This is a genomic window from Undibacterium sp. JH2W (assembly GCF_049340425.1).
In the GTDB taxonomy this organism is placed as follows: Bacteria; Pseudomonadota; Gammaproteobacteria; order Burkholderiales; family Burkholderiaceae_D; genus Undibacterium.
On sequence record NZ_JBMPOT010000032.1, the window covers coordinates 1 to 24,183 of the forward strand.

Genomic DNA, 24,183 nt, shown 5'->3' on the forward strand with positions numbered 1-24,183 from the left:
TATCATGATCATCGCACGTAAAATATTGCGAGTTGCTTTTAGCCTGTTCAAGAACGGCGTTGATTTTAATTCTGATCTCATCTCGATAAAAACTTGACGGGAACCATAGAATCTAATCGTACCTACGGGCTATGTCTTGGCATTTACTTTTTGTGCTACGCGGCTCATTGAGTATCTCTATCTCGTGCACAAAATTTTCACAAACAATCCTGAACACGCTGCCCCGCGAAAAATATAATTCATGAATCAAGGCATGTTAAAGAATTTCATAGAATAAAATTTAGATGAGTAGCTTACGCTTTGCGCCCCCAATCTGAGGCGGGCATATCATATCCCAGAATAAAAAAACGCCACGGAATCAGAAATTCCGTGGCGAGAACAATACCTAAGGAGACACTACCCGCATATGGTAATCAAATTGTGTTACACAAGTATGACGATCTTATTTTACATTTGCTTACAAGCATCTATTGCACGCAAGCCTGGCGCAGGCATGCTCAGCTGCATGGCTTAGCCAGTGCGCACCTTGCCAGGATGGGCGATGCCCAGTTCCCTGAGTTTATCTTCGCGTATGCGGTAGGGGCAACCGCCCAGCCACATGTCTTCTTCTGGATGCGGGAACTTGCTGGCGACGAAATCGACAAAGCGCCTGACCTTGGCCGACAACTGGCGGCGGCTGGGGTAGACCATGGATATTGACACCGCACCAAAGCAATGTTCTGGGAATAGCCTGACCAGCCTGCCTTGCGCCAGATCGTCATCGATCTGGAAAGACGTGCGCAGCACCAGGCCCATGCCAGCCAGGGCACAGGCACGCAGCACGTCAGCATTATTGCTGATGACCTTGGCCTGGATGGGGATGCTGCGGTAAGAATCACGCCCTATGCGCTTGTCAAAGGCCATCCAGTTATCGCGCAAGAAATCATAATTGAAGTTGAGGCAGCGGTGCCCAGAAATATCCTCTGGCGTGCTTGGCGTGCCATGCTCTTGCAGATACGCGGGCGAGGCACACAACAAGACTTCTGAGGTGGCCAGCTTGCGCGAGATCATGCTGCCATCTATCTTTTGCAGGTCGAGGTAGAAGCCAACATCGATACCTTCTTCCACCAGGTCAACATGGTGGTCAGTGATCTTGATGTCGAGCATGACGTCGGGGAATTGCTTGGCAAACTCAGGCAAGAGAGGGGCCAGTTGCGCTTTACCAAAATGCGGTACAGAATACACGCGTAAGGTGCCGCTGGGTTTTTGCGCCGCATAAGAGGCGATGGCATCGGCATCGTCGATGTCGCTCAAGATGGCGCGCACCCTTTCCAGATAGACCAGGCCGGTCTCGGTCAGCGACAATTTGCGGGTAGAGCGATTCAATAAACGCGTACCCAGGTGGCTCTCCAGATCGGCCATATACCGCGTCACCACCGCATTGGACATGTCCATCGCCGTAGCTGCCTTGGCAAAATTGCCCAGCTCCACGACCTTGGCAAAAATGCGCATAGATTGCAATCTGTCCATTTCAAGTCCTTTATTGTTCCTGATTCAGCAATAGTATATTCCCGTTTCAATACTTTATTGTTGAATCCGAAAAGCCTACACTTCTTTCCATCGGTGCAGTGCAACATCAAAACCCGCTCTACACCGCGCCACTGACATTAGCTTGCTGTAGTTGTTATCGGAAGTGAAATTTCACTTCTCATAACAATTATGCAATAATGTGAGGAAGGCTTACTCTGAAAACTTACTTATTGATAGGAATCATCATGAATGCGAAACAACTCTTTTTGGCAACCAGCCTGACATTTTTGACTGCTGCTTCTGCCTTTGCCGCCGATACTGCACCTGCACAAAAAACCCGTGCCGAAGTAGTTGCCGAACTGCAAGAAGCCCGCGCCAATGGCGAAGAAATCGGCATGGAAGGTTTCTCCTGGTACCCAGCGCAAAAGGCTGCCCTGGTCAAAGCCAATGAAACACGTCTGGCAGCAGAAAAAGCCAATGCTGACAAAGTAGCGACAGCAAAAGCACAAAAATCGACACAGAATTAATTGTGTAGATATAGCTGGTCAGGCATGCACTGGCTGGCAGATGGAATGATGGAACCCGGCGATCGATGATTGGCCGGGTTTTGTTTTTTTGCGTTTTTTTTTTGGAAAAACCTCTCAACACAGAGACACAGAGATTCACAGAGAAAATCTGTGTTGACTCCGCCTTTGATGTGCTAAACAGTGCATCACCATTCACACACTCGGCAGCTATACCCCGCGTCGTCATGCCAGACTTGATCTTGCACCCAGTGCCATGCATTTTCCCCCCATACCGAAATACCACTAGTTGTTTTTTGTGCGGACGCGTCTGCTTTATCTTGTGTAAAAGAATATTTTAAAAGACAATCTATTGGTATTATTTCAAGATAAACAAGAATCAGCATCAATCATTTGCTGTGGATATTCCCCAAAGTACTGCTGTACAACTGCGCGCCTGGCGGGCGGCAGCGATACAGCGTGGCGGGTAGCGAACTGGCCTGGGGCTTTTCACACTTCTATACCTGAATTCAACGCTGGTTTTGCCAAACTCAAGGAGAAGTTCATGGATGTCTTGTCCACCTCTGTCACCACTTCAGTCCCCACCTCAGTTCCCACCCCCTCACGCCGCCGTTTTTTGCAGACTTCCACAGCACTTGCCACCGCCAGCATGCTGGGTATTTCAGGGGAGGCCACCGCCGCACCGGCACTGCATAGCAAGCACAACCTGGCGGCGCTTGCACGCAGTATGGCCGGACGCCTGATTTTACCTGGTGAGCTGGGTTACATGATGGCTGCCGCGCCAAACAACCAGCGCTATGCAGACATCTTGCCCGTCGCCGTCGCGATGTGCGCCAATGATAAAGATGTGCAGTTGTGCCTGCGCTGGGCGATCGATCATCGCCAGCCCTTTGCGGTTCGCTCTGGTGGCCACAATTACGCAGGCTTTTCTACCACCAAGGGTTTGCTGATCGACGTTAAAGCGATGAATGGCATCAGCGTTAATGAAAAGGAGAACACTTGCACCATCGCAGCAGGTGTCAGCAACCAGGACATGGCCAACTTTTTTAGCGGCAGCAGCCTGGCTGTGCCATCGGGCCGTTGCCCGACCGTGGGTGCGGCGGGTCTGGTGCTGGGTGGTGGCTGGGGCTTTTCTGCAACCCATGCGGGTCTGACTTGCGATAGCCTGAAATCGTCAGAAATAGTTTTACCCAACCAGCAACTGGTGGTGGCCGAAGACAAGGGCAGCTATCAGGATTTATTCTGGGGGCTGCGCGGCGGCGGTGGCGGCAATTTTGGGGTGAATACCTCGTTCACCTTTAACCTGGTGGATGTGTCGCACAATGTCACCATTTTCAATATCCTCTGGCCTGCACAGAAACAGATAGAGTTGTTTTCTGCCTTGCAGGACCTGCAGCAAAATAATCCCACCACGATTTCTACCCGTAGCAAAATCGTGCCCCGCCGTGCCGGCAGCAACTACACCATGGCCGATTTGCAGGTCACCACACTGGGCCAGTTCTTCGGCGGCAAAGAAGCGGCGATGAAGGCTTTGGAACCAGTATTGAACATGCTCACACCTGTCAAAGCGGATATTCGTGAAATGACTTACTGGCAAGCGCGTGATTATCTGATTACCGACGACCCCAATGGCATGTATGACCTGCGCTCATCCTATGTGGGCGAAAAAATGTCACCAGAAGGCATGGAAATGATGCTGCGCTGGATGCTGAAATGGCCCGGTGGTTCACTCGTGCCAGAAAACATGGGCATACTGTTTGCCATTGGCGGCAAGGTGCGTGACGTGCCAGTCAATGCCACTGCCTACCCACATCGCAATGCCAATTATATTTTTGAAATGGAAGCTGCCTGGGGGCCGATAGACAAGCTGGACGTGGTACAGAGACAACAACAATGGCTGCGCGAATACTTTACCGCCATGAGCCCTTTTGTACTACCGCAAGCCTATGTCAATTTCCCGAATCGCGAACAGCCCAATTGGGCAAGGGCTTATTATGGCCCTAACCTGGATCGTTTAAAGCTCGTCAAAAACAAATACGATCCGCACGATTATTTCAAGTTTGAGCAGAGTATTCCGCAGAAGTGAAGTGGTTTGCCTGTGGCTGGATGATCAGGTCCGGCCTTGCTCTAGCAACCACCAAGAGTAGGTGCAATTAACGTGAACGTAATTGTACTTAGACAAAGACGTATTTTTTTAGGCCGCAAGATGATATTAATTTTTAACGAAATTTGTGCTTGGGTAGAATCTCTGTCCCCAAGGGAATTCGAAGTGTTCAAGTTCATCGTGGACAAAGGAGCACTCGCGTTGCTCTTCGTTCTAATAGGGGTAGTGACCACGAAAATGCTGGAGCGTTACAAATGGGCGTTAAATCGCGAACAGGAGCTGGTCAAACTTTCTTTGCCAGTATTCAGTGAATTGATGCTTGACGCAGAAAAACTATTCAGAGACTGCCATTCAGTGATTCCAGAAATGTGGGATAAATACGCAATTGTTGTTGCTTGGCTAGATAATCTACTTGCTACACCCTATCAACTTAATGCTGTGCTTCCAAACGGGGCGGACGCTCGTAATGCAAAATTGGTTCTTGCAAACGAAAATACATATGGGAATTTTAGGAGAGGAAGCAAAACTAACGACGATTCTATAATTGATTCGTCGAGTGACGCGATTATGCTCTTGCGGGCTCCTATCATCGAGGTTGAGGTTCAGGAGATTGATAGCGGGTTCACTCTTATTGATTTAATGATGCAAGCGACTGATGATCCCATATTACTAAAATTTATTGTGTCTGATGGGCTCTGGACCGATGAGACCGCACATAAACCAGGTGGTTTTTTGAATACCCTTGGCGATGCGTTATCTGTGCGCCACAAGGACCGTGATGAAATTACGCGAGCCAATCTATTGCTTGTCCTTCCAAAAATCTTTGCGAAATGCAATTTCCCAACTCAGGAGAACTATTTGCAGGCCGTGCAAGATTTTCATTTTAAGATGCTGCGGGGACTTGATCCCCGTACTCGACGTCAGGAGAAAGCACTTATGCGGGTTGTGGAAGCTTTGATATTGATTGAAAATTCATTCAAAGCTTTTCCTTCTAATGATGTGCTCAAGGGCCTCCTAAAATCTGACACTACTATGCTAAAAGTGGTTAGTTCTTCCTATGGGGCGATTTTGACTCAACTACGAGTATTCATTCGAAATGAACGGTGGTAAGCATTGTAGTGGTCAAGTATTTTCGGACATTGAGATAGATTCTTTTTCTGCCATATGTTGCTCATAGCAAGCGTAGGTACGATTAGCGTGAGCGTAATCGTACGCATGCCAGCCGTCACCATCATTTTTCTTGAAAAAATAGTGCCCCCGATATTCCGGGTACCTACCGTCATTTCAGACTTATCATGCGTACGATTGCGCTGCGCTAATCGCACCTACGCGGGCTTGCACAAGCAATGGCGCTGGATGCCGGATCGAGTCCGGCATGACGGGTTTGCGAGTTGCGGTGTATAGCCAGTCAAGGTGCGCGACTACTCAAAAAACCCACAAAATTCCAACATGATGCCGTCAAGATCAAAAATATTTTTTGCACCATTCTGAAAACAAAACGCCAAGAGCGCAGACTTTGCAGCAGTTTTTGCACTAGCCTGGAGAGTTTACCGCCCTGTCCATCATCGCTGGGCGCACCTGAATAATGCATCGCTAGCATTATGCTTTTTGCGAATAATACCTATATGAAATATTGATTTTTTACTCGCGCACTCGCCACGTATATTGGTGCCAACTGCCCGACTGATGGCAGGTTTTGCCGCAGTGGCAAGAGCGAGTTCAACAATTTTTTATTTCTACAGGAGTACACCATGACCCCACAATTACGTCTGTATGCCTTCGTCACCACGCTGGCCTTTGCCCTGGCCACCCTTCCCGCCTTTGCCATGGATGCCAGCCAGGCTTTTGTTGCATCTGGTTGCGATGCACCGTCGTATGACCAAAGGACCTTGACGGATGAAGTGCAGGGACAGGTCAGGTTTAACTTCTTGCTCGATGAAAAAGGCGAGGTTGTCGATGCCAAGATCACAGGCTCCAGCGGCTTTCGTGTCATCGATAAAGAATCCATGCGTGCCCTCAAGGCTTGCCGCTTTCAAACGGGTGTCACGCCGGGCTGGAATAATCTGGCTTTTGTGTGGAAGTTGAAGTAAACCTCCGCCGGAATTTTTGCCGGGCGCGCCGTGCGCGCCCTAGCCGAGCAAATGTGTGAGCCAGTGCTATATTATGTCTTCATAATAAACGCGCCAGGACTGTAGCTTGAACAAGACAGACATTACATCCCTCTCCACCCCCGCCAGCGACAAGCCCAACGAAGACCTCGCCTGTCACTTCATCCATGATGATGGCACGATGGATTTGCTGGTCTTTGATGGTGCCAGCTCGGTGGCTGAGCAAGCCTATCTGGGTGTAGACTCTGGCGACGCAGCCTGGTTTGTACAGCAACTTGCGGCAGCCCTGCAACAAGTCAGCACGCCTGCCATGTCACAGCCAGATAGTGTGGAACTGGCCTTGCAAACACTCCATGCCCACCACCAGGACTTGCTGCAAGCGGCTGCCATACCCGCCTATGCCTGGCCAATTGCAGCGCTGAGCTGGCTGCGCGTGCAGGCTGGTGGTGCGCATGCCAGCCTGTATGCGCTGGGGGATTGCAAAACTTTTCTGCTGGATGCACAGGACAAAGTGCACGATCTTGATCCCTATGACAACCCGCAAGAAGGCATACTCAAAACCGCGATAGAAAAACTGAAGCAAGAGGGCCTGGATGAGCAAGCACGCTGGGCCAGGCTCTTGCCCATGTTGCGTGAACGGCGTGTGGCACAAAACATGAGCGCTCGGCCTTCCATACTCTGCCTGCACCCACAAGGTCGCTTTGCTGCGCGCGAATATGATATCCAGTTAACTGCGGGTGATCGCCTGCTGCTGATGACAGACGGCTTTTATCGCCTGGTCGATAGCTACCAGCTCTATGAGGATGAAAGCCTGATGCAAGCCTGTGCTAACCGCGGGCTGGCTGCCATGATGCAGGAATTGCGTGCGTATGAGGCGGGTGCAGCCAGTGGCATGGCAGTCAAGAAGGCAGATGATGCGACGATAGCGATATTGTATGTGGAAGCGTAAAGGCGCATGCCACGATGAACACGCAAAAGCTACGCATCGCCGCCTTCCAGCGTCATCCCATTTTTGATGACCTGCAAAAAACCATAGCGCAATTGTGCACAGACTTGCGCTGGTGCCAGGGCCAGGGTATAGACCTGGCCATCTTTCCTGAATCTTATTTGCTGGGTTATGCCTCCGATGCAGCGACGATAGCGCTACGTGCCTTTTCTACAGACAGCGCGCCTTTCACACAAATGCTGCAAGAACTGTCTGTCTTTGACACCGACCTGATCCTGGGATTTTTTGAGCAGAGCGCAGCAGGCATCTACAATGCTGCTGCCGTAATACGGCAAGGCAAGGTAATGGGTAAATATGCGAAACGGCATCCCCATGAGCGCGGTGTTTTGGCAGGACATGCATCACCCCTGTTTGAGAAATCTGGCTACTCTTACGGCATCAATATCTGCAACGATGCCAATTACCCGGAATGCGCAGCAGAACTCAGCCAGCAAGGGGCGCGTTTGCTCTGCTACCCCTTGAACAATCTGCTGGCACCCGCGACTGCAGAGCTATGGCGTAGCAAGAGTATAGACAACCTGCGCCAGCGTGCCATGGACACTGGCTGCTGGGTGGCCTCGGCAGACGTAGTCGGCACCCATGGTGGCAAGGTCAGCCATGGCTGTACTTGCATAGTCTCGCCAGTTGGCGAGATCCTCGCGCGCGTGGCCGAGGGCAGTGAGGGGGTCGCTGTCTTCGAGCTAGAATGAAGCTCTGGCCCTCAATTTTTTATTGCCCTGACAAAATATTTCACTATCCCGCCACCCCTATTTGATACACTCTTATACGCTCATCAAACGCCTGCTGCCCGATAGACAGCAGGCTCAGCAGCCATTTTCTTGCATCACCAGATAAACCAGGTCATTGCCCCTTAAAGGTCGACATCATGGAGTCAGCATGAAATTTTCAGCCAAAATTGTCCTCTGCTCTGCCATCCCTGCTGTCTTGTTTGCCATAGGCCTGGCGACTGCCATCACCGCGCTGATGGCAACGCGCACGCAGTTTGATAACTATATTTCAACAGAGCAGGCGCTGGAACGCAGTATCTCCGAGATGTATGCCCAGGGTTTGCAGATGGGCCAGGCGCTCAGGAATGTGGTGCTGGACCCATCGAATAAAAAGGGCGTAGAGAATTTCCAGGCGGCGCAAACTGCCTATGACAAGGCCTTTGAAGAAGCCAAGAAAATATCGGCCAGCAATAACAGCACGCAAAGCCTGGCCGAATTGCCCAGGCTGCGTACCATCCACGCACAGTCGCAAGAAAAGATAGTCGCCATCCTGAAAGACAAGGGCGATGCCGCCCCGGTGCTGAATGCCGAAGAAACCCCGGCCTGGCGCAACCTGCGGGCTGAGCTCTTAAAACAGCGCGACGAAGCCGGTAAACGCTCGGCGCAAGAGCATGCCAATGTCAACAGCAAGGTCAGCTTCACGGTCACGCTCTCGCTCATCCTGGCGGTGCTGGCGGGCCTGGTGGCGGTCTTCTTGAATTTCTATTGCCAAAAGACCCTGCACAAAGAACTGGGCGGCGACCCGGCCCAGGCCAGGAATGCACTCTCGAATATTGCCAAGGGCAATCTGGCGCAAACCATAGACAATAATGCCGGTGACGATAGCCTCATGGGCGTGCTGCAAGAAATGCAGACCTCGCTGGAATCGCTGGTGAATGGGGTGCGTGGCTCAGCCAGCGGCATTGCCCAGGCCACCAGTGAAATCGCCTCGGGCAGTATGGACCTCAGCAACCGCACCGAAAGCCAGGCCAGCTCGCTGGAAGAAACTGCGGCCTCGATGGAAGAACTCAATTCCACCGTCAACCACAATGCCGACAGCGCCAGGATGGCCAATCAACTGGCGGCACAAGCCTCTGCCGTTGCCAGCCGTGGTGGCGAAGTGGTCGAGCAAGTGGTGGGCACCATGCGCGGCATTAATGAATCATCGCAAAAAATCCAGGACATCATCGGCGTCATCGATGGCATTGCTTTCCAGACCAATATCCTGGCCTTGAATGCAGCAGTAGAAGCTGCCCGCGCCGGTGAGCAGGGGCGTGGCTTTGCCGTGGTGGCCAGTGAAGTACGTTCGCTGGCAGGACGCAGTGCCGAAGCCGCCAAGGAAATCAAATCGCTGATAGGCAAGAGCGTGGAAGCGGTGGGCAAAGGCACGCAACAAGTTGACCTGGCGGGCAGCACCATGGAAGAAGTGGTCAGCGCCATCCGCAAGGTCAGCGAAATCGTCGCCCAGATCAGTGCCTCCAGCGCCGAACAATCTACTGGTGTTTCCCAGGTCGGTGAAGCCGTCACCCTGATGGACCAGACCACCCAGCAAAATGCCGCCCTGGTAGAACAAATGGCCGCCGCTGCCACCAGCCTCAATGAGCAATCAGGTGAATTGATGAATGCTGTGTCGGTGTTCAGGACCAGGCAGAGTGGCGGGGTTGTGCGAGCAGCGCGATGAGTTGCCAGTCACCAGCTTGATAGATAGCTAGGTAGAAGCGGCTTTAGCCGCGAATGATGTACCGTATACCGTATTGTCAGCCATTCGCGGCTGAAGCCGCTCCTACAGGGAAAATGCAAGTCCCTCTCAGATAATCGCAAAAAATACCGTTGGCAAAAGCAGGAAACCAGTCAGCGTGACTGCAGCACGCGGCAGTTGGCTGCGGCGGAAATGAGCACGCCGCCACAGCAACAAGCGCGTACCTATGCCAGCGCACAAACCCGTACAAGCCAGGGCCAGGATGAATAATCCCAGGGCGGCATCATAAGGCATGTCGTCTCCGCCTGCGCCATTGTTATACAGACTGGCCAGGGGCAAGCTCACGATCAGTGCGGCAATCAAGGCAGCGACAGCGACTGGCGCGGGGCGCAGTGGGAGTACGAGAGCGACGATGAAAGCCAATGCATATGGCAGGAGAAAGAAAGCTGTCAAGAAAAGATTCATAAAGAGTAGTACGTGAATGTGTAGATAAAACTGCGCTTATGTATACAGGATTCTTTTCGCAGCCAACTTCATTACCTGGTCAATACCCACAAAAAAAACAGTAAGGGCAAGGCCAGGAAACCAGACAGCGCCAGCGCCGCACACACGACGCCATTCTCGGCAGCCATGCCCGGTCGCCCTAAGAACCAGCGGCTTGCAGCACCAGCCCACAGGCCAGCGCAAGGGAAACCATAGAGCAAGAAAATGATAAGGCCAGCCGACTCTTCACTACCAGGCTCTCCCTCGCCACCTGTCATCCCCGTGTTATGCAAAGAACTCAGACCGTCAAACAGTTGCCAGAGAAGTGCTGCACTGAGCATGGCCACGACAATCCATAGCACGGGACGATTGGATATCATAAAAACCAGGCCGAATGGAATGGCATAAGGTATCAGGCAAAGGCAGGCCAGGATTTCCATGGGTGAACGCGATCTGTGATATGAGATGAATAGGCGGGCCAGCTAGCACACCCGAGCATCATGTGCTAGCACCTCGCCATAGAGCCTGAAGCATGCCATGCGCATATGCAGTGGTTATGCGTTTAGTGTGAAGTGCGGGTTTGCTGGCAACCCTGCCCATACTGAAGTCAAGACCAAAAATCTCACCACAGTAAGTAGGGTGCGTTGTAACGCACCATCCGCACCATGGGTGACATCGGTGGCATCGGTGACATAAAGGCGGTGCGTTACAACGCACCCTACTGGCTTTACCCTGCGCGATATTGGTCGGTAGGGGCCTTATATCGTAGGAGCGGCTTTAGCCGCGAAGGATATACCGTGCTAGTCATTATTGACAGTAAGCAGGGTGCGTAGGGTGCTTTATAACGCACCGGTTTTGCATTACATCAGACATATCAACCATTCGCGGCTGAAGCCGCTCCTGCAACAGCATATCTAATTCGAGGTAACGACAGGTCTGCCTGCCGTAAAGCCCCCCTTTTTCTGCCCTACACCCTATTCCCATTTCCGTCTATACAAAATAAATGCAATTATTTATTCCAGTAAGTGTAAGTAATTTGAAATTCACCCGACTGATGCTTAAGTTCTGCTTGTTGATGCAAGTTGCAGGGCAGGCAAAGAACTTTGTTTGTAGCAAAAAACTTTCAAAACTTTCATTTATTTCAAATTAACGGAGAAAAACATCATGAAAAAATCTATCCAAACTGGTGCCCTGATCGCTGCTGCTGCCGCTACGATGGCTTTGTCTGGCTTTGCCATTGCTGGCACCAGCACTGTCAGCGCCGGTGATAAAGTACATTGCTCTGGTATCAATAGTTGCAAAGGTACAAGTGATTGCAAGACAGCAGAAAATGCTTGCAAAGGCCAAAATTCTTGCAAAGGCCATGGCTTTGTAGCAACTGCTGCTGGTCAATGCCTGGCTAAAGGCGGCAAGATCATTGATCTGGATAAATAATCCAGCTTGATGGATGAAATGCGCCAGGCACCGGCTTGGCGCATTTTTTGTTTTCTTTCACATTGACTAGATCATGACAAATTCCCTCTCACCCCTACTCCCCCTCCCATCTGCCAGCTTTGGCCTGGGTTTGCGTACTGAGCACTATCTGCCGATACTGGCTGACAAGCCAGCGGTGGACTGGTTTGAGATTTTGTCAGAGAACTATATGGTGCCCGGTGGCAAACCACTGGCCATGCTCGATGCAATACGTGCTGATTATCCTGTGGTCATGCATGGCGTATCGATGTCGATAGGCACACCAGAAGGACCATCGCCAGACTATTTGCGCGACTTGAAGAAATTGATGGAACGGATATCCCCCATGTGGGTGTCCGACCATATCTGCTGGACGGGTGTACATGGCAAGAATATGCATGACCTCTTCCCGCTACCGTATAACGAAGAAACCATCAAGCTGGTCGTCAACAACGTGCGTCGCGTGCAGGATGTCCTGGGGCGCAGGCTGGTGCTGGAAAATGTCTCCAGCTATCTGCAATACAGCAGCGACAGCATGCCCGAATGGGAATTTGTGGCGGCCATTGCCGAGCAGGCTGACAGCATGATTTTGCTGGACGTGAATAATATCTATGTCAGCAGCGTCAACCATAGCTTTGATGCGATGGACTATTTGTGCGGCATCCCGGTTGGCCGTGTGCAGCAAATCCACCTGGCCGGACATAGCGACCATGGCACGCATATTATCGATACGCATGACCAGCCCATCGCTGATCCGGTGTGGGCCTTGTATGCGCAGGCGATACGCCGTTTTGGGGCAGTACCCAGCATGATAGAGCGCGACGACAATATCCCGCCGCTGGCAGAGCTGGTGGCCGAACTGGATCAGGCGCGCCGCGTGTGCGCCAGTGCCTGCGGCACAATGCTGGCGACAGCGACAACAGACCTGGCAGCATAAACACATGGGCAGGCAGATGACGATGAACGCGACGCAGAGCTTAAAAAATTTACAAACAGATTTCCAGGAATTTATTCTGGGCCAGCGTGATACTGGCCGCATGCACAAGCACCTGGCCGTGACACCTGGCCTGGGGCATGAGGCAAGGCTGGATATTTATTACCAGGCTTATCGCCTGCGCTTGCGCGACGCGCTGTCCGAGGCTTATAGCAAGACCCATGCGTATCTGGGTGATGAATTGTTTTATCAGGCATGCGCGGCGTATATAAAAGCCCACCCTTCTCAATTTCGCAATCTGCGCTGGTTTGGTGACAAGTTTGCCGCCTTGCTGCGCAAGCAGTTTGCCGAGCATCCACAAGTGGCTGAACTGGCCCAATTTGAATGGGCACTGGGCACGGCCTTTGATGCACCAGACCATCCCATCCTTGCCCTGTCTGATCTGGCCACCGTCAGCGACTGGGAAACCGTGGGTTTGCGTACCAGCAGCTCACTGCAATTCATCAGCATGCGCTGGAATAGCGTCGCCATCTGGCTGGCCCTGAATGAAGACCAGGAACCACCAGCACCAGACAGCATAGACAGCGCAGAAAAACCGGCCACCTGGATAGTCTGGCGCAAGCAATTACAGGCGCATTTCCGCTGCCTGGGTACAGAAGAAGCTGAAGCCCTGCGCCAACTTGGCCTGGGCCAGCGCTTTGCCGATGTATGCGAGCGTGCCGCAGACAAGAACCCCGATATCGCCAGTGAGATAGGTGGCTGGTTGCAAACCTGGGTCGTCGACGAGATGCTGGCGGGTGTGGTGGAAGCCTGATACAGGCCAGTAACAGGGGGCGCATGGAGCCAAGCATCGAGCAGGGTGCGTTATAACGCACCGCTTTTAAGTCACCGATGGTGGGGATGGTGCGTTACAACGCATACCCTACTCTATTCATTGCACGCACTTTACGGCAACTTAAATCTCACGGAACAAACACCATGGATTCCTGCCTGCGCAAAAATGACGATGGAGAAGATATCCATGTAAAAGACGACAGGGTTTGCATGTACATCAACAGAAAAATATTTGCAGGCGCACCCTGCTCCACATATCAGCCAGATCAATACCCGCGACAAATACAAAAATTATTTGGCCTCCTCATTTGCAATCACTGGGATGCGCTGACATAGTCCAGGTTTCTGTACTCAGGTCTTGCAGATTGCGGGGCTGGGTGGTCAGAGCATGTTCTACCGAGATATTGGCGGCAGCAAAAGCCTTGAACGCACCTTTGCAATAGCTAGTCTTCAAGTCTCTGCTCAGGTTTTCTTTTTCTGTGTCTGTCAGGTCTTGTTTCCACAATTGCTTGCCAATGATACGTATTACTTTTCCATCGTACTTGACTGCGTCGATCTGCAGCCTGTCTTTGATAATCATGGGCATTTTTTTGTTCAATTCTGCAGCTTCTCGGTAGATGGAACTGTCCATACCAACCGGCTTGGAAGATCCGCCACCAGGGCCCGTAGACGACGACATGCAAGCCTTGAGAGCGCCAAAGGTGACGCATATGAAGATGATCCATCTGAACACAGTGATTTTCCTTCGATAATGAGAGTCTGGATTTTGCTGCTGAAGATACTGATATGCAGCGACATAAAAATGCCCACGCAGCAAAGATATCTGGTTGGGCGCACAATTTATCAGAGGATATAAACCCGGTGCAAGGAGGCTGGCGCAGCTTTGTGGGCTGGCGGGTAGAGCGCATCAAGCAATTTGTTTGCAAGATAAATATGGATTCGAACACAGACTATTATTTTGATGCCTAACAATAATAGGAGTGGTGGGGGGATGAAGCCAGCCAGAAGATGTGAGTGTCGAGTAGAGAACGTCAGGCACGCCGGTTCTTTATCTCTATCCTATCTTTATTTTATCTTTGCAAACCTTCGCGGCGCTGCTCAAAGAGCAACCTACAGGTGGTAATTATCGAGCTTTGATGATGCGTATTATAAATCCAAAATGCAGGCCATGACCGTCGGGTTCGGGCTGGCGTGCCAATAAAATGCCGTCTCGTTGAGACATTGCAACAGTCCGCAAATTTCTTCAATTATTTTTATCACAGCCACTAGCGCCGCGCGTTTGCCTGCTCCATAATCCGCGTCCGCCAGAAAAAAGGGGCAAATGACTTGTGCATAAGCGCATAAAAATGCCACGCTATTTTCATAGCCCAGCCCCCTGCTCTCGCGTTTGTACTGATGTTTTTTACCTTAGCAGCCTGTTTCTCATCCACCCCTGATGTTGACGACATCACTTACGAGGAGTCTCCATGAGTAAAAACGACAGCACTTTCCCCCACAGCCAGCAACAAGAACAGCAAGACCAGGCAAGCCAGCAAGCATCATCCAGGCCCATGCGCCTGCCTACCGAATCGGGCCAGCGTGACCATCACTGGGCCATGACGCGGATTATCCTGCCGCGTTTCTTGCGTGAAGATGCTGCCGCCATTTTCACCGAACACCTGCGCCAGAGCGGGCGCAAGATGGTGGCAGATACCTGGGATGAGTTTGGCCGCAGCACCATCAAGAACCCGGCTGATATTATCCCTAGTGAAGAGCTGGCCGTCTTTATCGACCATACGGCCAAAGGCAGCGAGATCATCACCATACAAATGCCCACGCCCCTGTACCGCAATGAAACTTATTTCATGGCCATCGTCTGCCAGACGCCGCCTGATATCTACCGCACTTTCAGCCTGGAATATAGTGTGCTGCCGCAAGGTGGCCAGCCATTTACCATGCTGACTGGCATCTGCAATGGCAACCGCAGCAATTTTGGCCTGGGCCCGGCACCGGACAAAGCGGCCTTTGTTGCCGCTGTGGCCGCCATCATCGATGAAGGCCAGACACCCATGACGACGTTTGCCTTGCCAACGATGTAAGCCATGACAAGCTAAATGGTATTTCCTTTTCAATAATGTCTAGAAATAAATAAAGCAGATTCCTGGAAGAACGCTACCGTGATCTGATCTCTCCCACCACAGGCAGGACTGCAACAAGCAGCCTGCCTGTCACTATTTACATTCCGAAAGTGTTTCTATTTGTAAGTTTCTGAAACAATTTGACACAATTACCTAGTCAATGTTCTAATCCACGATTCCATTTTGGTGAAGCGTCTGCTTTTCCTTTAATAACAAGAATACGCAATATGAAATTTGACGCTTTCAACGCCAAGCCGCAAGGCCAGTCGGCCAGTGCCCTGAGCCTGGAAGACTGGGATAAGCCAGAAAGAACGCCTGAGATCAGCCATGTCCCCTCCAGTCAGCGCGAGTTGACTGGGCATGACATCGCCAATTTGCACCCCAAAGAATTTCGTAACGTCAGCCTGGGGCTGGAGTTGTATGCGCCAGGTAATTGGCGCGAAACCAAGAATAGCCGCTCCCTGCAATTGCATGACATGGCCACGGGTACCAAGCTCAAAGCAAAGGGCTTTGCCCGCCAGGATGTGTCGATAGAAAAATGGGTGGGCATGCGCCTGCCCATGGTGACCAAAGAAATGCCGGAGATGACGCAGGTGGCAAAGCCTGTTGCCATCCACGGCGAGAACTGGGGCAGCCGCGTCCAGGGCATAGTCGCAGAATACCAGGGCCGCTTGCCAGGCGAGGATGAAGACAGCCATTTGCTGATCTGCTGCCTGCGCACCGACAGCATGCTGATTTCAGTGACCATCAGCGCACCAGCGGCTGTGTTCGCCCAGAATCGTGCTGTGTATAACTGGATTTTTAGCCGCTGCGACATAGGCATGGCATTTCCAGTGTTACCGGCCGGCGCACGCAAGTCCGGCTCAAGTACAAACACAAGTACAAGTACTGCTGGCAGCAGTGCACGAAACCAGGCTGCACAAGACACTTACGACTACGTGGAAATTGGCAATCTTGCCAGTGGCATGCGCTTATTGAATTTGGCCACGCTGATCTTTGGCGGCATGGTCTGGTCGGTACAGCATTTCCATCCACGCGGCTTGCAGGCTGCCGTCATGGTGTTTCCATTTCTGGCCCTGGTCGCGGTCATGAGTATTTATGGCTTGATACGTATGTACCGTGGGGCCGACTGGGGGCTACCATTTAAAATCATCATCGGTATCCTGTCTTTCGTCCCATTTGTGAATGTACTGGCCGTGCTGGCCATCAATTTGCGCGCCAGTTCTATTCTGCGTGACCAGGGTTACAAGATAGGTTTGCTGGGTTGCAAAGAGGCGATTCCTGAATCCAATCATGACATGAGCAATGTCATCCTCTTGACTGTGGTGCTGATACTGGCTGAAATTGGCTATGCCTCCTATGTGAACAATCACCTGGGCTCTGCCCCGGAAGTGGCAATGACAGCATTCTCCCCGCCGGGCCAGCACTTCAGCATCGACATGCCCGGCAAGCCAGTAGAGCAACAGCTTGCCGCCCCGACTGAGGTCAGCAATAACCATACCTATTTGTCGCGCTCTGGCAAGCTCCAGTATGCCATCACCTATTTTGATATTGCTGACGAACCGGCCGAGCCCCTGCCTTTCCTGGAAGGGATACGGGATGGCATCGTCAGCGATCTGAAAACCATCGTCATTGAAGACAAAACCCTTACGCGAGAAGGCAAGACGGGACTCAGCCTGAAAATGACAGGTAAGGGTAGCTTGAAGCATATGCAGCTTTTTATTGATGACAAGACCGTCTACATCATAGAAGCAACTGCGCCGGTCAAAGAAGACAGCGCAGACAAAATTGCTGCCTTCATGGATTCTTTCCATTTTAAATGAGGCCATTAGTACACCGCTGGCCTGCTGACAGATAAGCAGGCCAGAAGTCATTGCGCGTTTAGAAATGTCCGGCTGACGATATGTCCCACATCAACCTGAAGATCGCAACCAAGCTCCAGGTTTAGCCGCAAGCGCCAAACGACACAGGACACAGCTTAGGCAAAAAATCAGCCACCGCCGCCGGGCGTGCCAGCACTGGCCGGCACTTGATTGCTGGTGCGGGGAGATATGCTTTCTTCCTGATTTTGCACCAATACCATCTGCCTTACCTCGCCGTTGGCGTTTTTCTCAAAACGCATATGTATCCGCGCCGGACTATCCTTGACGAAAAATTCGGTAGCTGAGTAAGGCAGAATTTCCATCTTGCTCTTGCCCGATCTTTGTATAAAAACCTGGCTACCTGTACGGCTGACGATGCGGTCTTCCCTGGCGTTGATTTTGTATACGCCAAGTATCTGATCCAGCACGTCTGGCGCAAGTTGAATCGCCTTATATTCGGGAAATGGTTTGCCGATTGCAATGGCTGCAATTTTTTCCGCCATATAGGCAGAATTCGGATTGAGCCTGCCGTCATTGCTCAAGACTGCAACGAACACCTTTTGCTCAGGGATGCGCATGACAAAGGAATTAAATCCTGGAATGATTCCATCATGCGCGTTGGCAGCCACGCCCTGTATCTTGATGGACATCCAGCCAAATCCGTAATTGCTGCTTTTTCCGTCGTTCAGCACATGCGGACGCAAGGCTTGCTGCCAGGAGGCGGGCTTGAGTAATTTACTTCCAGCGATGGCTTGATCCCAGAGCGCAAGATCATCGACAGTGGAAACCAGTGCGCCTGCGGCATAGCCGATATTGGCACTGATGGGGCTCGCTTTCTGTATGCCATTGCTGCCTCGGACATATCCCTCGACGCGCCTTTGCGCATCTCTTTCACGCCCCTCGAAAGCGGTATGACGCATATTCAAAGGGCTAAATACATGCTGGGCGAGATAGTCGGCATAGGACAGACCAGAAATTTTCTCTATGATCAAACCGAGTAAAAAATAACCTGAATTGCTGTAAGCGAAATGCTCGCCGGGTGCAAATTCCAAAGGCTCATTCTTGAAGAAATCCAGCATCTCCGTGACCGTCAATGGCTTGTCTGCGATGTCGCCAAAACCTGGCATCGCCAGGAAATTCTTTATACCAGAACTATGCGTGAGCAAATGTTCTATCGTGATTTTTTGCCCTTTTGCGGGAAATGCCGGCAGTACAGTACCAAGATCGTCATTCAGGTTAAGCTTGCCCGCCTCGACCAGTTGCAGTATCGCCACTGCCGTAAATTGTTTGGTGATGGAACCGATACGCATCATCATGTCTGGTTGCAAAACTGTTTTATGATCGACATCCGCAAGACCATAGGCTTTGCGAAACAGGGTTTTACCATCCCGCGTGACGATGACGCTTGCGCCCGGCATTTCTTCCTTAAAATGGCCAGTTAAAGCATCGTCAAAACTCTTTGCTGTGTCATTGCTGGCGGCATTGCTGATGTTTGCAACACCTGGACTTTGCGCCCAGGTCGCTACTGGCAAGGCAAACATCGCTGCAGCCAAAATGCTTGTACTGAATTTACCCAAGCCATACGTCTTTTGTGTGTTTGGCTGCTGTGCAGAATTTTTGTTGGAGATGGAAGACATGATGACGAGCCCTTGATCAGATAAAACATGAATGGAAAAAATTGTGGCATTTCTCCCCAAAAGAAATCTGCTGATGCCGGAGATGCCTGGTGAGCAGCACCGGAATTTCTGCTGGGATGCGCCATTCTTATCGAATCGGATTTTTCATATCCTGCGTTTGCGACAGAAGGTGAAAATTCGGGGGCAGGAGGTATTAGTCTGGATATTTCTGAAGTTAAACCTTACTTCAGCATAGACATTTTGCGTACGAGCAGTGGTGGTGAAAGATGTTACGTTTTTCTTGAAAAACAGGACCAGCGCTAACAAGGCTTTGACGATCTATAGCGGGCGTCAGTGGGGGTGAAGAACAGCGCATGAGCCTTGATCACGCATGCGCCTAAGATGGTAAACAGCCTCTTAGCAATCGCCCGGTTGCAGGGTAACTTTCCAGGTTTCCGTGGACAGATCATTCAAGGATCGTGCTTGTGTGGTGAAGACATATTCAAGCGCGATATGGTCATCGTAAATGACTTTCATCATACCCCGGCAATACGCATGGAGTAGCGATTTTTTGTATTCCTGGCGCTGCTCGACTGAAATTTCTTGTTTGAACTCTTCTGTGGCATACATGCTCATGACACGGTCTTTGTAATCTGCGCTATCAATACGCAAACCGTTTTCCAGGGTCATCGGCAATTTTTCCTTTATACGCTCAACGGCCGTCTTAGCTTTCGTATCGCTCACAACAGACGTATATCCTTGCTTACCCATGCCTAGCAAGAATTTGGCAATAATACCCAGAACCATCAGGATCACAAGAAAACGCATCAGTTTCAACTTTCAAATAAGGTGGGGCAGGATTATGTGCAAGAGCAGCATTCTATCAAGCCGCGATATCCCTGCCTATGAAATTATTTTCCCGCGCCGTGCAGGCAAGGACGGTTATACGCGGGCTATTCTTGTATGCTGAAAACGGTGGAAGTCACACCCCTATACGGGGTATGACTTTGCAGTGAGATACCATGGTTTATACCATGACAGGTGACAGGGGTTTATGATGAAGTGAGTGCAACAAATATTGGGTACCTCGGGTCTTTACATAAAGCTTCTGATGTACCTATCACTGCTTCAACTAACCTTGTCTTCCCATTGATATTCAATTTTTTTCCTTGCGTAGCATTTTCAGATGATGTGCATCCGCGATCAGCTAAAGCTAATGGCCTAATTCCTATCGGTGCGACTGTGTAGGCTTTTGCAGTCATGCATTGTGTAAATTTGTTTCTCCGCATTGTTATGTCGCCTTCAGTAAGGGTAGTAGCCTCGCATATTCCCCTGTCTGTATTAATTTGGGAGTCGCTTACCCCAGGTGGCCCATATATGTATCCAGATAATGGTGATATTGCTGTTGCTGTTTCAAATTTCGAAACGTCTACCTTTTCTCCAACATTCGCAACTGAGTACCCCTTCTGTTTCATACATGCCGCAAAGACTTCCCGTGCTTTTGATTTCTCTGCTTCTATAGCGATAGGCGCGCCGACTATAGTAAGCCCAGCGACGAACGCACCAACCTGGCGTTCGGCAGTTGAAACAGCGACACGGGACTGTTCCTTGCAAGATAGAATCGCCAATTCATTTTGCTCCTTTGTATTAGAAGCGGGGCCACGAATTTCCCCTGCTAAATCATATGCGCACCCAGATATTGTGCTGATCAATAAAAGAGTTATGGCGTAACGCTTCACAGTAGCCTTTCTATCGCTGCATAGCGGTAAGTAATTACACTCAGTAACAAAGTCAAAATACTAACCCGTACATGCAATTAAAACAAGTAGATGAAACACTACCAATATTCATGTAATATTTATCCACAAAAAATACAGTGGAGCGATAAATGAAAAAAATTGTGTTGCTTGGATCTTTGATTCTAACCGGATGTGCAGTGCCCCCTGGCTACTACAGCTCAATGCCAACTGCCAAGTTATGCATGGATTATCTATACCTTCCTTCTCACAATATTCACCAAGGAGAACGGCAAACTGAGTTGAGTCGTCGTGGAGAATCATGTAACGACCCGCAATACATAGCATATGCGCGAAGCCGAAGAGAAGCCGACGAGCGAGAAGCTGTGATGTATTCAACGCCATCGCAGAAGCCCATACGCTGCACGTCAACAACTCTGGGCAATAACACTTTTACCAACTGCAATTAATACTTCCTAGCCAGACTGTCCTTCCGCCTCCTTAGGCTCCGCATGCCTTAGGTCAGACGGTACCGCATTATAATACTGCCCCAGTATTGTCGGCTACGTCGGGCTTCATGCCCTTTCGCTCCTAGTGTGGATGTCAGTTGGTGTTGCGTCTGCACTGTGGTACCGGGTAGATGTGGGGGAGTGCTTAATATTCAGTACTTTGATGTCCCAAAGCACCGCCGTCACATTTTTCTGGTTGCAGAGTCTTGGACAGCTCCTCAATTGAGTTGCCGGCTTACGCAGCAACAGCGAGATTTTTTTATGGCTTCACGAGCCAGGCAACGCAGTCGGACAAATCAATGTCAGTGGTTCAAATCTCATCTTCCCCGAAAATAACCGGGATAATATGATTGAGCGGATCAGAAAGATTGAAGATTATGGGATTTGTACGGAACTACACTATCAAGCCTCGATATGCATGCCTATGAAATTATTTTCCCGCGCCGTGCAGGCAAGGACGGTTATACGCGGGCTATTCTTGTATGCTGAAAACGGTGAGATTCGAACTCACGGCCCCCGACAGCGATGCTGTATGTAGACAGGTGCATTGATCCACTCTGCCACGTTTTCAATTTATTTTCTTTATTCAACCGGCTTCGGCAAAATGCGTTGCACCACAGCTCTCAATCTCGCCCGTTTTTGTAGGGTGCGCCATGCATCACAAGCATGGTGCGCACAGCGCCCCCTCCTCAAACTGGCAGGGGATCAAGGACTCGAACCTTGGAATGCTGGGATCAAAACCCAGTGCCGTGACCGCTTGGCTAATCCCCTGTAAAACTGGTGCGCGTAGAGGGACTCGAACCCTCATGCCATTTGGCTCTGGTGTTTAAGACCAGCGTGTATACCCATTCCACCACACGCGCTTTCATCTTTCACTTTCCCATGCCTGTAGGGTGCGTTATAACGCACCGGAACCGGGGAAAATTGGTGCCTTATAACACCCTACAAAGCTGGCGGAAACGGTGAGACTCGAACTCACGGGACCTTTCAGCCCTACTGTCTTCCAGACAGCTGCAATGGCCGCTCTGCCACGTTTCCAAACTGGTGCGCATGGAGGGACTCGAACCCTCATATCTGACGAAACTGGTTTTTGAAACCAGCGTGTATACCATTCCACCACACGCGCATTGATTCTTCACTTCAACCTGCTTTGGGGTGACCACCCGGAATCGAACCGGGATAAGCGGAATCACAATCCGCGATTTTCACCGTTAAATCATGGTCACCCCAAAGCAGGCTGTTTCTTTATTTCTTTATTTCTTTATCTGTCTTTACCTATTGGCCGCATCGTCAAATTCATTCTGTAGGGTGCGTTGCAACGCACCGCGACCGGGGCAAATTGGTGCGTTATAACGCACCCTACAAAACCGTCACATCGTCAAATCCAGGGTGTAGAGCACGCCGTATCAACGGCGCGCCCTACAGAACGATGCAACGTTCAAACTGGTCGGAGTGCGAGGATTCGAACCTCGGACCTTCTGCTCCCAAAGCAGTTGCGCTATAGTGAACTGCAACAGTGAAATTCGGAGTGCCTGCCATGTGCGCGGCGATCATGGCTGCGTTGCAAATGCTCGCGATAGCCCCGCTATCTCTGCGCTTTGCGCCTTGCCCTGATACACCGGGCACATGTCCTTCACTCTCGATTCCACTGTTACAGTCCACTGGCTGCGCCACACTCCGATTAAACTTTCACTTCTCTAACTGGCAGGGGATCAAGGATTCGAACCTTGGAATGTCTGGTTCAAAACCAGATGCCGTCACCGCTTGGCTAATCCCCTGTAATACTGGTGCACGTAGAGGGACTTGAACCCCCAATCCTTGCGGCACTGGTTTCTAAGACCAGCGTGTATACCATTCCACCACACGTGCATTTATCGATCACTTTCAATTTGGGCATTCAGCCCGCTTCTGTTGCACCTTGTCTCGGGCGATTTGGTGCGTTATAACGCACCCTACAAAACTAAAAACAACGTGTATTCCACTCCACCACACGTGCTTTTATTCTTCACTTCAACCTGCTTTGGGGTGACCACCCGGAATCGAACCGGGATAAGCGGAATCACAATCCGCGATTTTCACCGTTAAATCATGGTCACCCCAAAGCAGGCTGCTTCTTTATTTCTTTATCTGTTTTTACTTGCTTCCAGTCTGTAGGGTGCGTTGTAACGCACCGCGACCGGGGCAAATTGGCGCGTTATAACGCACCCTACAAAAGTCAAATCCAGGGTGTAGAGCACGCCGTATCAACGGCGCGCCCTACAGAACGATGCAACGTTCTAACTGGTCGGAGTGCGAGGATTCGAACCTCGGACCTTCTGCTCCCAGGGCAGTAGCGCTACCAGACTGCGCCACACTCCGATTAATCTTGCTGTCTGCTTAAAACAAACAGGCTTTAAAAATTCTGTCCTGCAAAAACCAAAAAGCCCGGTGCTGTGATCGCATCCGGGCTTTTTGCTACAAGTGTCGTGCACCTTTAACTGGTGCCTTTGACTTGTGGGGTTTCCCCCCGGATGTTAAATTGCCAGCATGCGCCCAGATGATGCAGGGGCAGGCTGAATTGCGAGCTGGCTTGTGCTGGCTGCAAGGGCAGCTCAGCAGTGGCCAGGTCTAAGGGTGAGGACGGGAGCAGATCTGCGTTCAGGAACGCTGCACCAGCCTGTGCCATTGCCTGCGCAATGATGCGCAAGTTCTGGTTCAGTTGTTGGAGTAGCGTGGCTTTCACAATATGTCCTGTTCTTTTTAAGTGTTGGTAGTAAATCTGGGTGTTGCTGTATTCGATGGAGCTATCTTGCCACAGCTTTTTAAATAAAACAAGCATGGCATGACGAATTTATTCAATTTATTGATATATTTTTGCAACAGGGGATTATTTTTGAAAACGATTACGCGGCAGGAGATAAGCAGCAGCCTGTAGAAATATCAGTTTTTATTAAATTTTATGCTA

Annotated in this window: 21 protein-coding genes and 10 tRNA genes; 12 read left to right on the forward strand and 19 right to left on the reverse strand. The window is 50.7% G+C overall.

Features of this window, described 5'->3' with window-relative positions; genetic code table 11:
* Positions 1–510: 510 nt before the first annotated feature.
* Positions 511–1,509 carry a LysR family transcriptional regulator gene (locus ACO0LC_RS27845; RefSeq protein WP_423009298.1) on the reverse strand — a complete coding sequence of 333 codons (999 nt, stop codon included), beginning with the start codon at positions 1,507–1,509 and terminating at the stop codon, positions 511–513.
* 245 nt (positions 1,510–1,754) lie between these two features.
* On the opposite strand from ACO0LC_RS27845, the gene ACO0LC_RS27850 reads away from it, so the two are divergent.
* The 7 genes from ACO0LC_RS27850 to ACO0LC_RS27880 all read left to right on the forward strand — a co-directional run bounded on the left by ACO0LC_RS27850 (position 1,755) and on the right by ACO0LC_RS27880 (position 9,678).
* Entirely contained in the window at positions 1,755–2,036 is a 282-nt protein-coding gene (locus ACO0LC_RS27850) for a DUF4148 domain-containing protein (protein WP_423009300.1), read from the forward strand.
* Between the two features lie 541 nt (positions 2,037–2,577).
* Complete coding sequence (locus ACO0LC_RS27855; protein WP_423009302.1) at positions 2,578–4,119, forward strand: FAD-binding oxidoreductase; 1,542 nt, start codon at positions 2,578–2,580, stop codon at positions 4,117–4,119.
* Between the two features lie 183 nt (positions 4,120–4,302).
* Entirely contained in the window at positions 4,303–5,247 is a 945-nt protein-coding gene (locus ACO0LC_RS27860) for a hypothetical protein (protein ID WP_423009304.1), read from the forward strand.
* 641 nt (positions 5,248–5,888) lie between these two features.
* Positions 5,889–6,227, forward strand: coding sequence for an energy transducer TonB (locus ACO0LC_RS27865; protein ID WP_423009306.1), 339 nt, complete (start codon positions 5,889–5,891; stop codon positions 6,225–6,227).
* Positions 6,228–6,333: 106 nt separating this feature from the next.
* Positions 6,334–7,194, forward strand: coding sequence for a protein phosphatase 2C domain-containing protein (locus ACO0LC_RS27870; protein WP_423009308.1), 861 nt, complete (start codon positions 6,334–6,336; stop codon positions 7,192–7,194).
* Positions 7,195–7,208: 14 nt separating this feature from the next.
* A complete protein-coding gene (locus ACO0LC_RS27875; protein WP_423009310.1) occupies positions 7,209–7,940 on the forward strand; it encodes a carbon-nitrogen hydrolase family protein in 732 nt (243 codons plus the stop codon).
* A gap of 187 nt (positions 7,941–8,127) precedes the next feature.
* On the forward strand, positions 8,128–9,678 hold the full coding sequence (locus ACO0LC_RS27880; protein ID WP_423009312.1) for a methyl-accepting chemotaxis protein: 1,551 nt from the start codon (positions 8,128–8,130) through the stop codon (positions 9,676–9,678).
* Between the two features lie 126 nt (positions 9,679–9,804).
* Here ACO0LC_RS27880 and ACO0LC_RS27885 read toward each other — a convergent pair whose 3' ends face one another.
* Positions 9,805–10,149, reverse strand: coding sequence for a hypothetical protein (locus ACO0LC_RS27885; RefSeq protein ID WP_423009314.1), 345 nt, complete (start codon positions 10,147–10,149; stop codon positions 9,805–9,807).
* 83 nt (positions 10,150–10,232) lie between these two features.
* Positions 10,233–10,619 carry a hypothetical protein gene (locus tag ACO0LC_RS27890; RefSeq protein ID WP_423009316.1) on the reverse strand — a complete coding sequence of 129 codons (387 nt, stop codon included), beginning with the start codon at positions 10,617–10,619 and terminating at the stop codon, positions 10,233–10,235.
* Between the two features lie 724 nt (positions 10,620–11,343).
* Between ACO0LC_RS27890 and ACO0LC_RS27895 the strand changes: the two genes are divergently transcribed.
* The 3 genes from ACO0LC_RS27895 to ACO0LC_RS27905 all read left to right on the forward strand — a co-directional run bounded on the left by ACO0LC_RS27895 (position 11,344) and on the right by ACO0LC_RS27905 (position 13,379).
* Positions 11,344–11,613 carry a hypothetical protein gene (locus tag ACO0LC_RS27895; protein ID WP_423009318.1) on the forward strand — a complete coding sequence of 90 codons (270 nt, stop codon included), beginning with the start codon at positions 11,344–11,346 and terminating at the stop codon, positions 11,611–11,613.
* A gap of 73 nt (positions 11,614–11,686) precedes the next feature.
* A complete protein-coding gene (locus tag ACO0LC_RS27900) occupies positions 11,687–12,568 on the forward strand; it encodes a DUF692 domain-containing protein (RefSeq protein WP_423009320.1) in 882 nt (293 codons plus the stop codon).
* Positions 12,569–12,590: 22 nt separating this feature from the next.
* On the forward strand, positions 12,591–13,379 hold the full coding sequence (locus ACO0LC_RS27905; RefSeq protein ID WP_423009322.1) for a putative DNA-binding domain-containing protein: 789 nt from the start codon (positions 12,591–12,593) through the stop codon (positions 13,377–13,379).
* A gap of 324 nt (positions 13,380–13,703) precedes the next feature.
* Here the strand turns inward: ACO0LC_RS27905 and ACO0LC_RS27910 are convergent, their stop codons facing one another.
* Together ACO0LC_RS27910 and ACO0LC_RS27915 are read right to left on the reverse strand one after the other, a co-directional pair.
* The gene (locus ACO0LC_RS27910) at positions 13,704–14,132 is read right to left on the reverse strand and encodes a hypothetical protein (RefSeq protein WP_423009324.1); all 429 of its coding nucleotides are present in this window, start codon (positions 14,130–14,132) and stop codon (positions 13,704–13,706) included.
* Between the two features lie 413 nt (positions 14,133–14,545).
* Positions 14,546–14,752, reverse strand: coding sequence for a hypothetical protein (locus ACO0LC_RS27915; RefSeq protein WP_423009326.1), 207 nt, complete (start codon positions 14,750–14,752; stop codon positions 14,546–14,548).
* Between the two features lie 113 nt (positions 14,753–14,865).
* On the opposite strand from ACO0LC_RS27915, the gene ACO0LC_RS27920 reads away from it, so the two are divergent.
* Both ACO0LC_RS27920 and ACO0LC_RS27925 read left to right on the forward strand, forming a co-directional pair.
* The gene (locus tag ACO0LC_RS27920) at positions 14,866–15,477 is read left to right on the forward strand and encodes a hypothetical protein (protein ID WP_423009328.1); all 612 of its coding nucleotides are present in this window, start codon (positions 14,866–14,868) and stop codon (positions 15,475–15,477) included.
* Positions 15,478–15,743: 266 nt separating this feature from the next.
* Positions 15,744–17,339 (forward strand): hypothetical protein, encoded by a 1,596-nt coding sequence (locus ACO0LC_RS27925; RefSeq protein WP_423009330.1) that lies wholly within the window; start codon positions 15,744–15,746, stop codon positions 17,337–17,339.
* A 167-nt stretch (positions 17,340–17,506) separates the two neighbouring features.
* Here the strand turns inward: ACO0LC_RS27925 and ACO0LC_RS27930 are convergent, their stop codons facing one another.
* The 14 genes from ACO0LC_RS27930 to ACO0LC_RS27995 form a co-directional block, all read right to left on the reverse strand.
* Positions 17,507–19,015: a serine hydrolase domain-containing protein gene (locus tag ACO0LC_RS27930; protein WP_423009332.1), complete on the reverse strand. Its 1,509-nt coding sequence runs from the start codon at positions 19,013–19,015 to the stop codon at positions 17,507–17,509.
* 396 nt (positions 19,016–19,411) lie between these two features.
* A complete protein-coding gene (locus ACO0LC_RS27935) occupies positions 19,412–19,831 on the reverse strand; it encodes a hypothetical protein (protein ID WP_423009334.1) in 420 nt (139 codons plus the stop codon).
* Between the two features lie 215 nt (positions 19,832–20,046).
* Complete coding sequence (locus tag ACO0LC_RS27940; protein WP_423009336.1) at positions 20,047–20,733, reverse strand: hypothetical protein; 687 nt, start codon at positions 20,731–20,733, stop codon at positions 20,047–20,049.
* Between the two features lie 992 nt (positions 20,734–21,725).
* Positions 21,726–21,809 (reverse strand) — tRNA-OTHER (locus ACO0LC_RS27945).
* 125 nt (positions 21,810–21,934) lie between these two features.
* Positions 21,935–22,010: transfer RNA gene (locus tag ACO0LC_RS27950), tRNA-Gln, on the reverse strand.
* A gap of 7 nt (positions 22,011–22,017) precedes the next feature.
* Positions 22,018–22,102: transfer RNA gene (locus tag ACO0LC_RS27955), tRNA-Leu, on the reverse strand.
* A gap of 88 nt (positions 22,103–22,190) precedes the next feature.
* Positions 22,191–22,277: transfer RNA gene (locus ACO0LC_RS27960), tRNA-Ser, on the reverse strand.
* 4 nt (positions 22,278–22,281) lie between these two features.
* Positions 22,282–22,365: transfer RNA gene (locus tag ACO0LC_RS27965), tRNA-Leu, on the reverse strand.
* A 25-nt stretch (positions 22,366–22,390) separates the two neighbouring features.
* A tRNA-His gene (locus ACO0LC_RS27970) sits at positions 22,391–22,465 on the reverse strand.
* A gap of 476 nt (positions 22,466–22,941) precedes the next feature.
* A tRNA-Gln gene (locus ACO0LC_RS27975) sits at positions 22,942–23,017 on the reverse strand.
* Positions 23,018–23,024: 7 nt separating this feature from the next.
* Positions 23,025–23,108, reverse strand: a tRNA-Leu gene (locus tag ACO0LC_RS27980).
* Positions 23,109–23,260: 152 nt separating this feature from the next.
* Positions 23,261–23,335, reverse strand: a tRNA-His gene (locus ACO0LC_RS27985).
* A 185-nt stretch (positions 23,336–23,520) separates the two neighbouring features.
* A tRNA-Pro gene (locus ACO0LC_RS27990) sits at positions 23,521–23,597 on the reverse strand.
* A 115-nt stretch (positions 23,598–23,712) separates the two neighbouring features.
* The gene (locus ACO0LC_RS27995; RefSeq protein WP_423009338.1) at positions 23,713–23,961 is read right to left on the reverse strand and encodes a hypothetical protein; all 249 of its coding nucleotides are present in this window, start codon (positions 23,959–23,961) and stop codon (positions 23,713–23,715) included.
* Positions 23,962–24,183 lie beyond the last annotated feature (222 nt).

What these genes read in the sequence shown, in the direction of transcription:
- ACO0LC_RS27895 (WP_423009318.1), top strand. Translation starts at nt 11,344, where the DNA reads ATGAAAAAATCTATCCAAACTGGTGCCCTGATCGCTGCTGCTGCCGCT.
- ACO0LC_RS27875 (WP_423009310.1), top strand. Translation starts at nt 7,209, where the DNA reads ATGAACACGCAAAAGCTACGCATCGCCGCCTTCCAGCGTCATCCCATT.
- ACO0LC_RS27930 (WP_423009332.1), bottom strand. Translation starts at nt 19,015, where the DNA reads ATGTCTTCCATCTCCAACAAAAATTCTGCACAGCAGCCAAACACACAA.
- ACO0LC_RS27905 (WP_423009322.1), top strand. Translation starts at nt 12,591, where the DNA reads ATGAACGCGACGCAGAGCTTAAAAAATTTACAAACAGATTTCCAGGAA.
- ACO0LC_RS27865 (WP_423009306.1), top strand. Translation starts at nt 5,889, where the DNA reads ATGACCCCACAATTACGTCTGTATGCCTTCGTCACCACGCTGGCCTTT.
- ACO0LC_RS27925 (WP_423009330.1), top strand. Translation starts at nt 15,744, where the DNA reads ATGAAATTTGACGCTTTCAACGCCAAGCCGCAAGGCCAGTCGGCCAGT.
- ACO0LC_RS27890 (WP_423009316.1), bottom strand. Translation starts at nt 10,619, where the DNA reads ATGGAAATCCTGGCCTGCCTTTGCCTGATACCTTATGCCATTCCATTC.
- ACO0LC_RS27880 (WP_423009312.1), top strand. Translation starts at nt 8,128, where the DNA reads ATGAAATTTTCAGCCAAAATTGTCCTCTGCTCTGCCATCCCTGCTGTC.
- ACO0LC_RS27900 (WP_423009320.1), top strand. Translation starts at nt 11,687, where the DNA reads ATGACAAATTCCCTCTCACCCCTACTCCCCCTCCCATCTGCCAGCTTT.
- ACO0LC_RS27845 (WP_423009298.1), bottom strand. Translation starts at nt 1,509, where the DNA reads ATGGACAGATTGCAATCTATGCGCATTTTTGCCAAGGTCGTGGAGCTG.
- ACO0LC_RS27850 (WP_423009300.1), top strand. Translation starts at nt 1,755, where the DNA reads ATGAATGCGAAACAACTCTTTTTGGCAACCAGCCTGACATTTTTGACT.
- ACO0LC_RS27920 (WP_423009328.1), top strand. Translation starts at nt 14,866, where the DNA reads ATGAGTAAAAACGACAGCACTTTCCCCCACAGCCAGCAACAAGAACAG.
- ACO0LC_RS27855 (WP_423009302.1), top strand. Translation starts at nt 2,578, where the DNA reads ATGGATGTCTTGTCCACCTCTGTCACCACTTCAGTCCCCACCTCAGTT.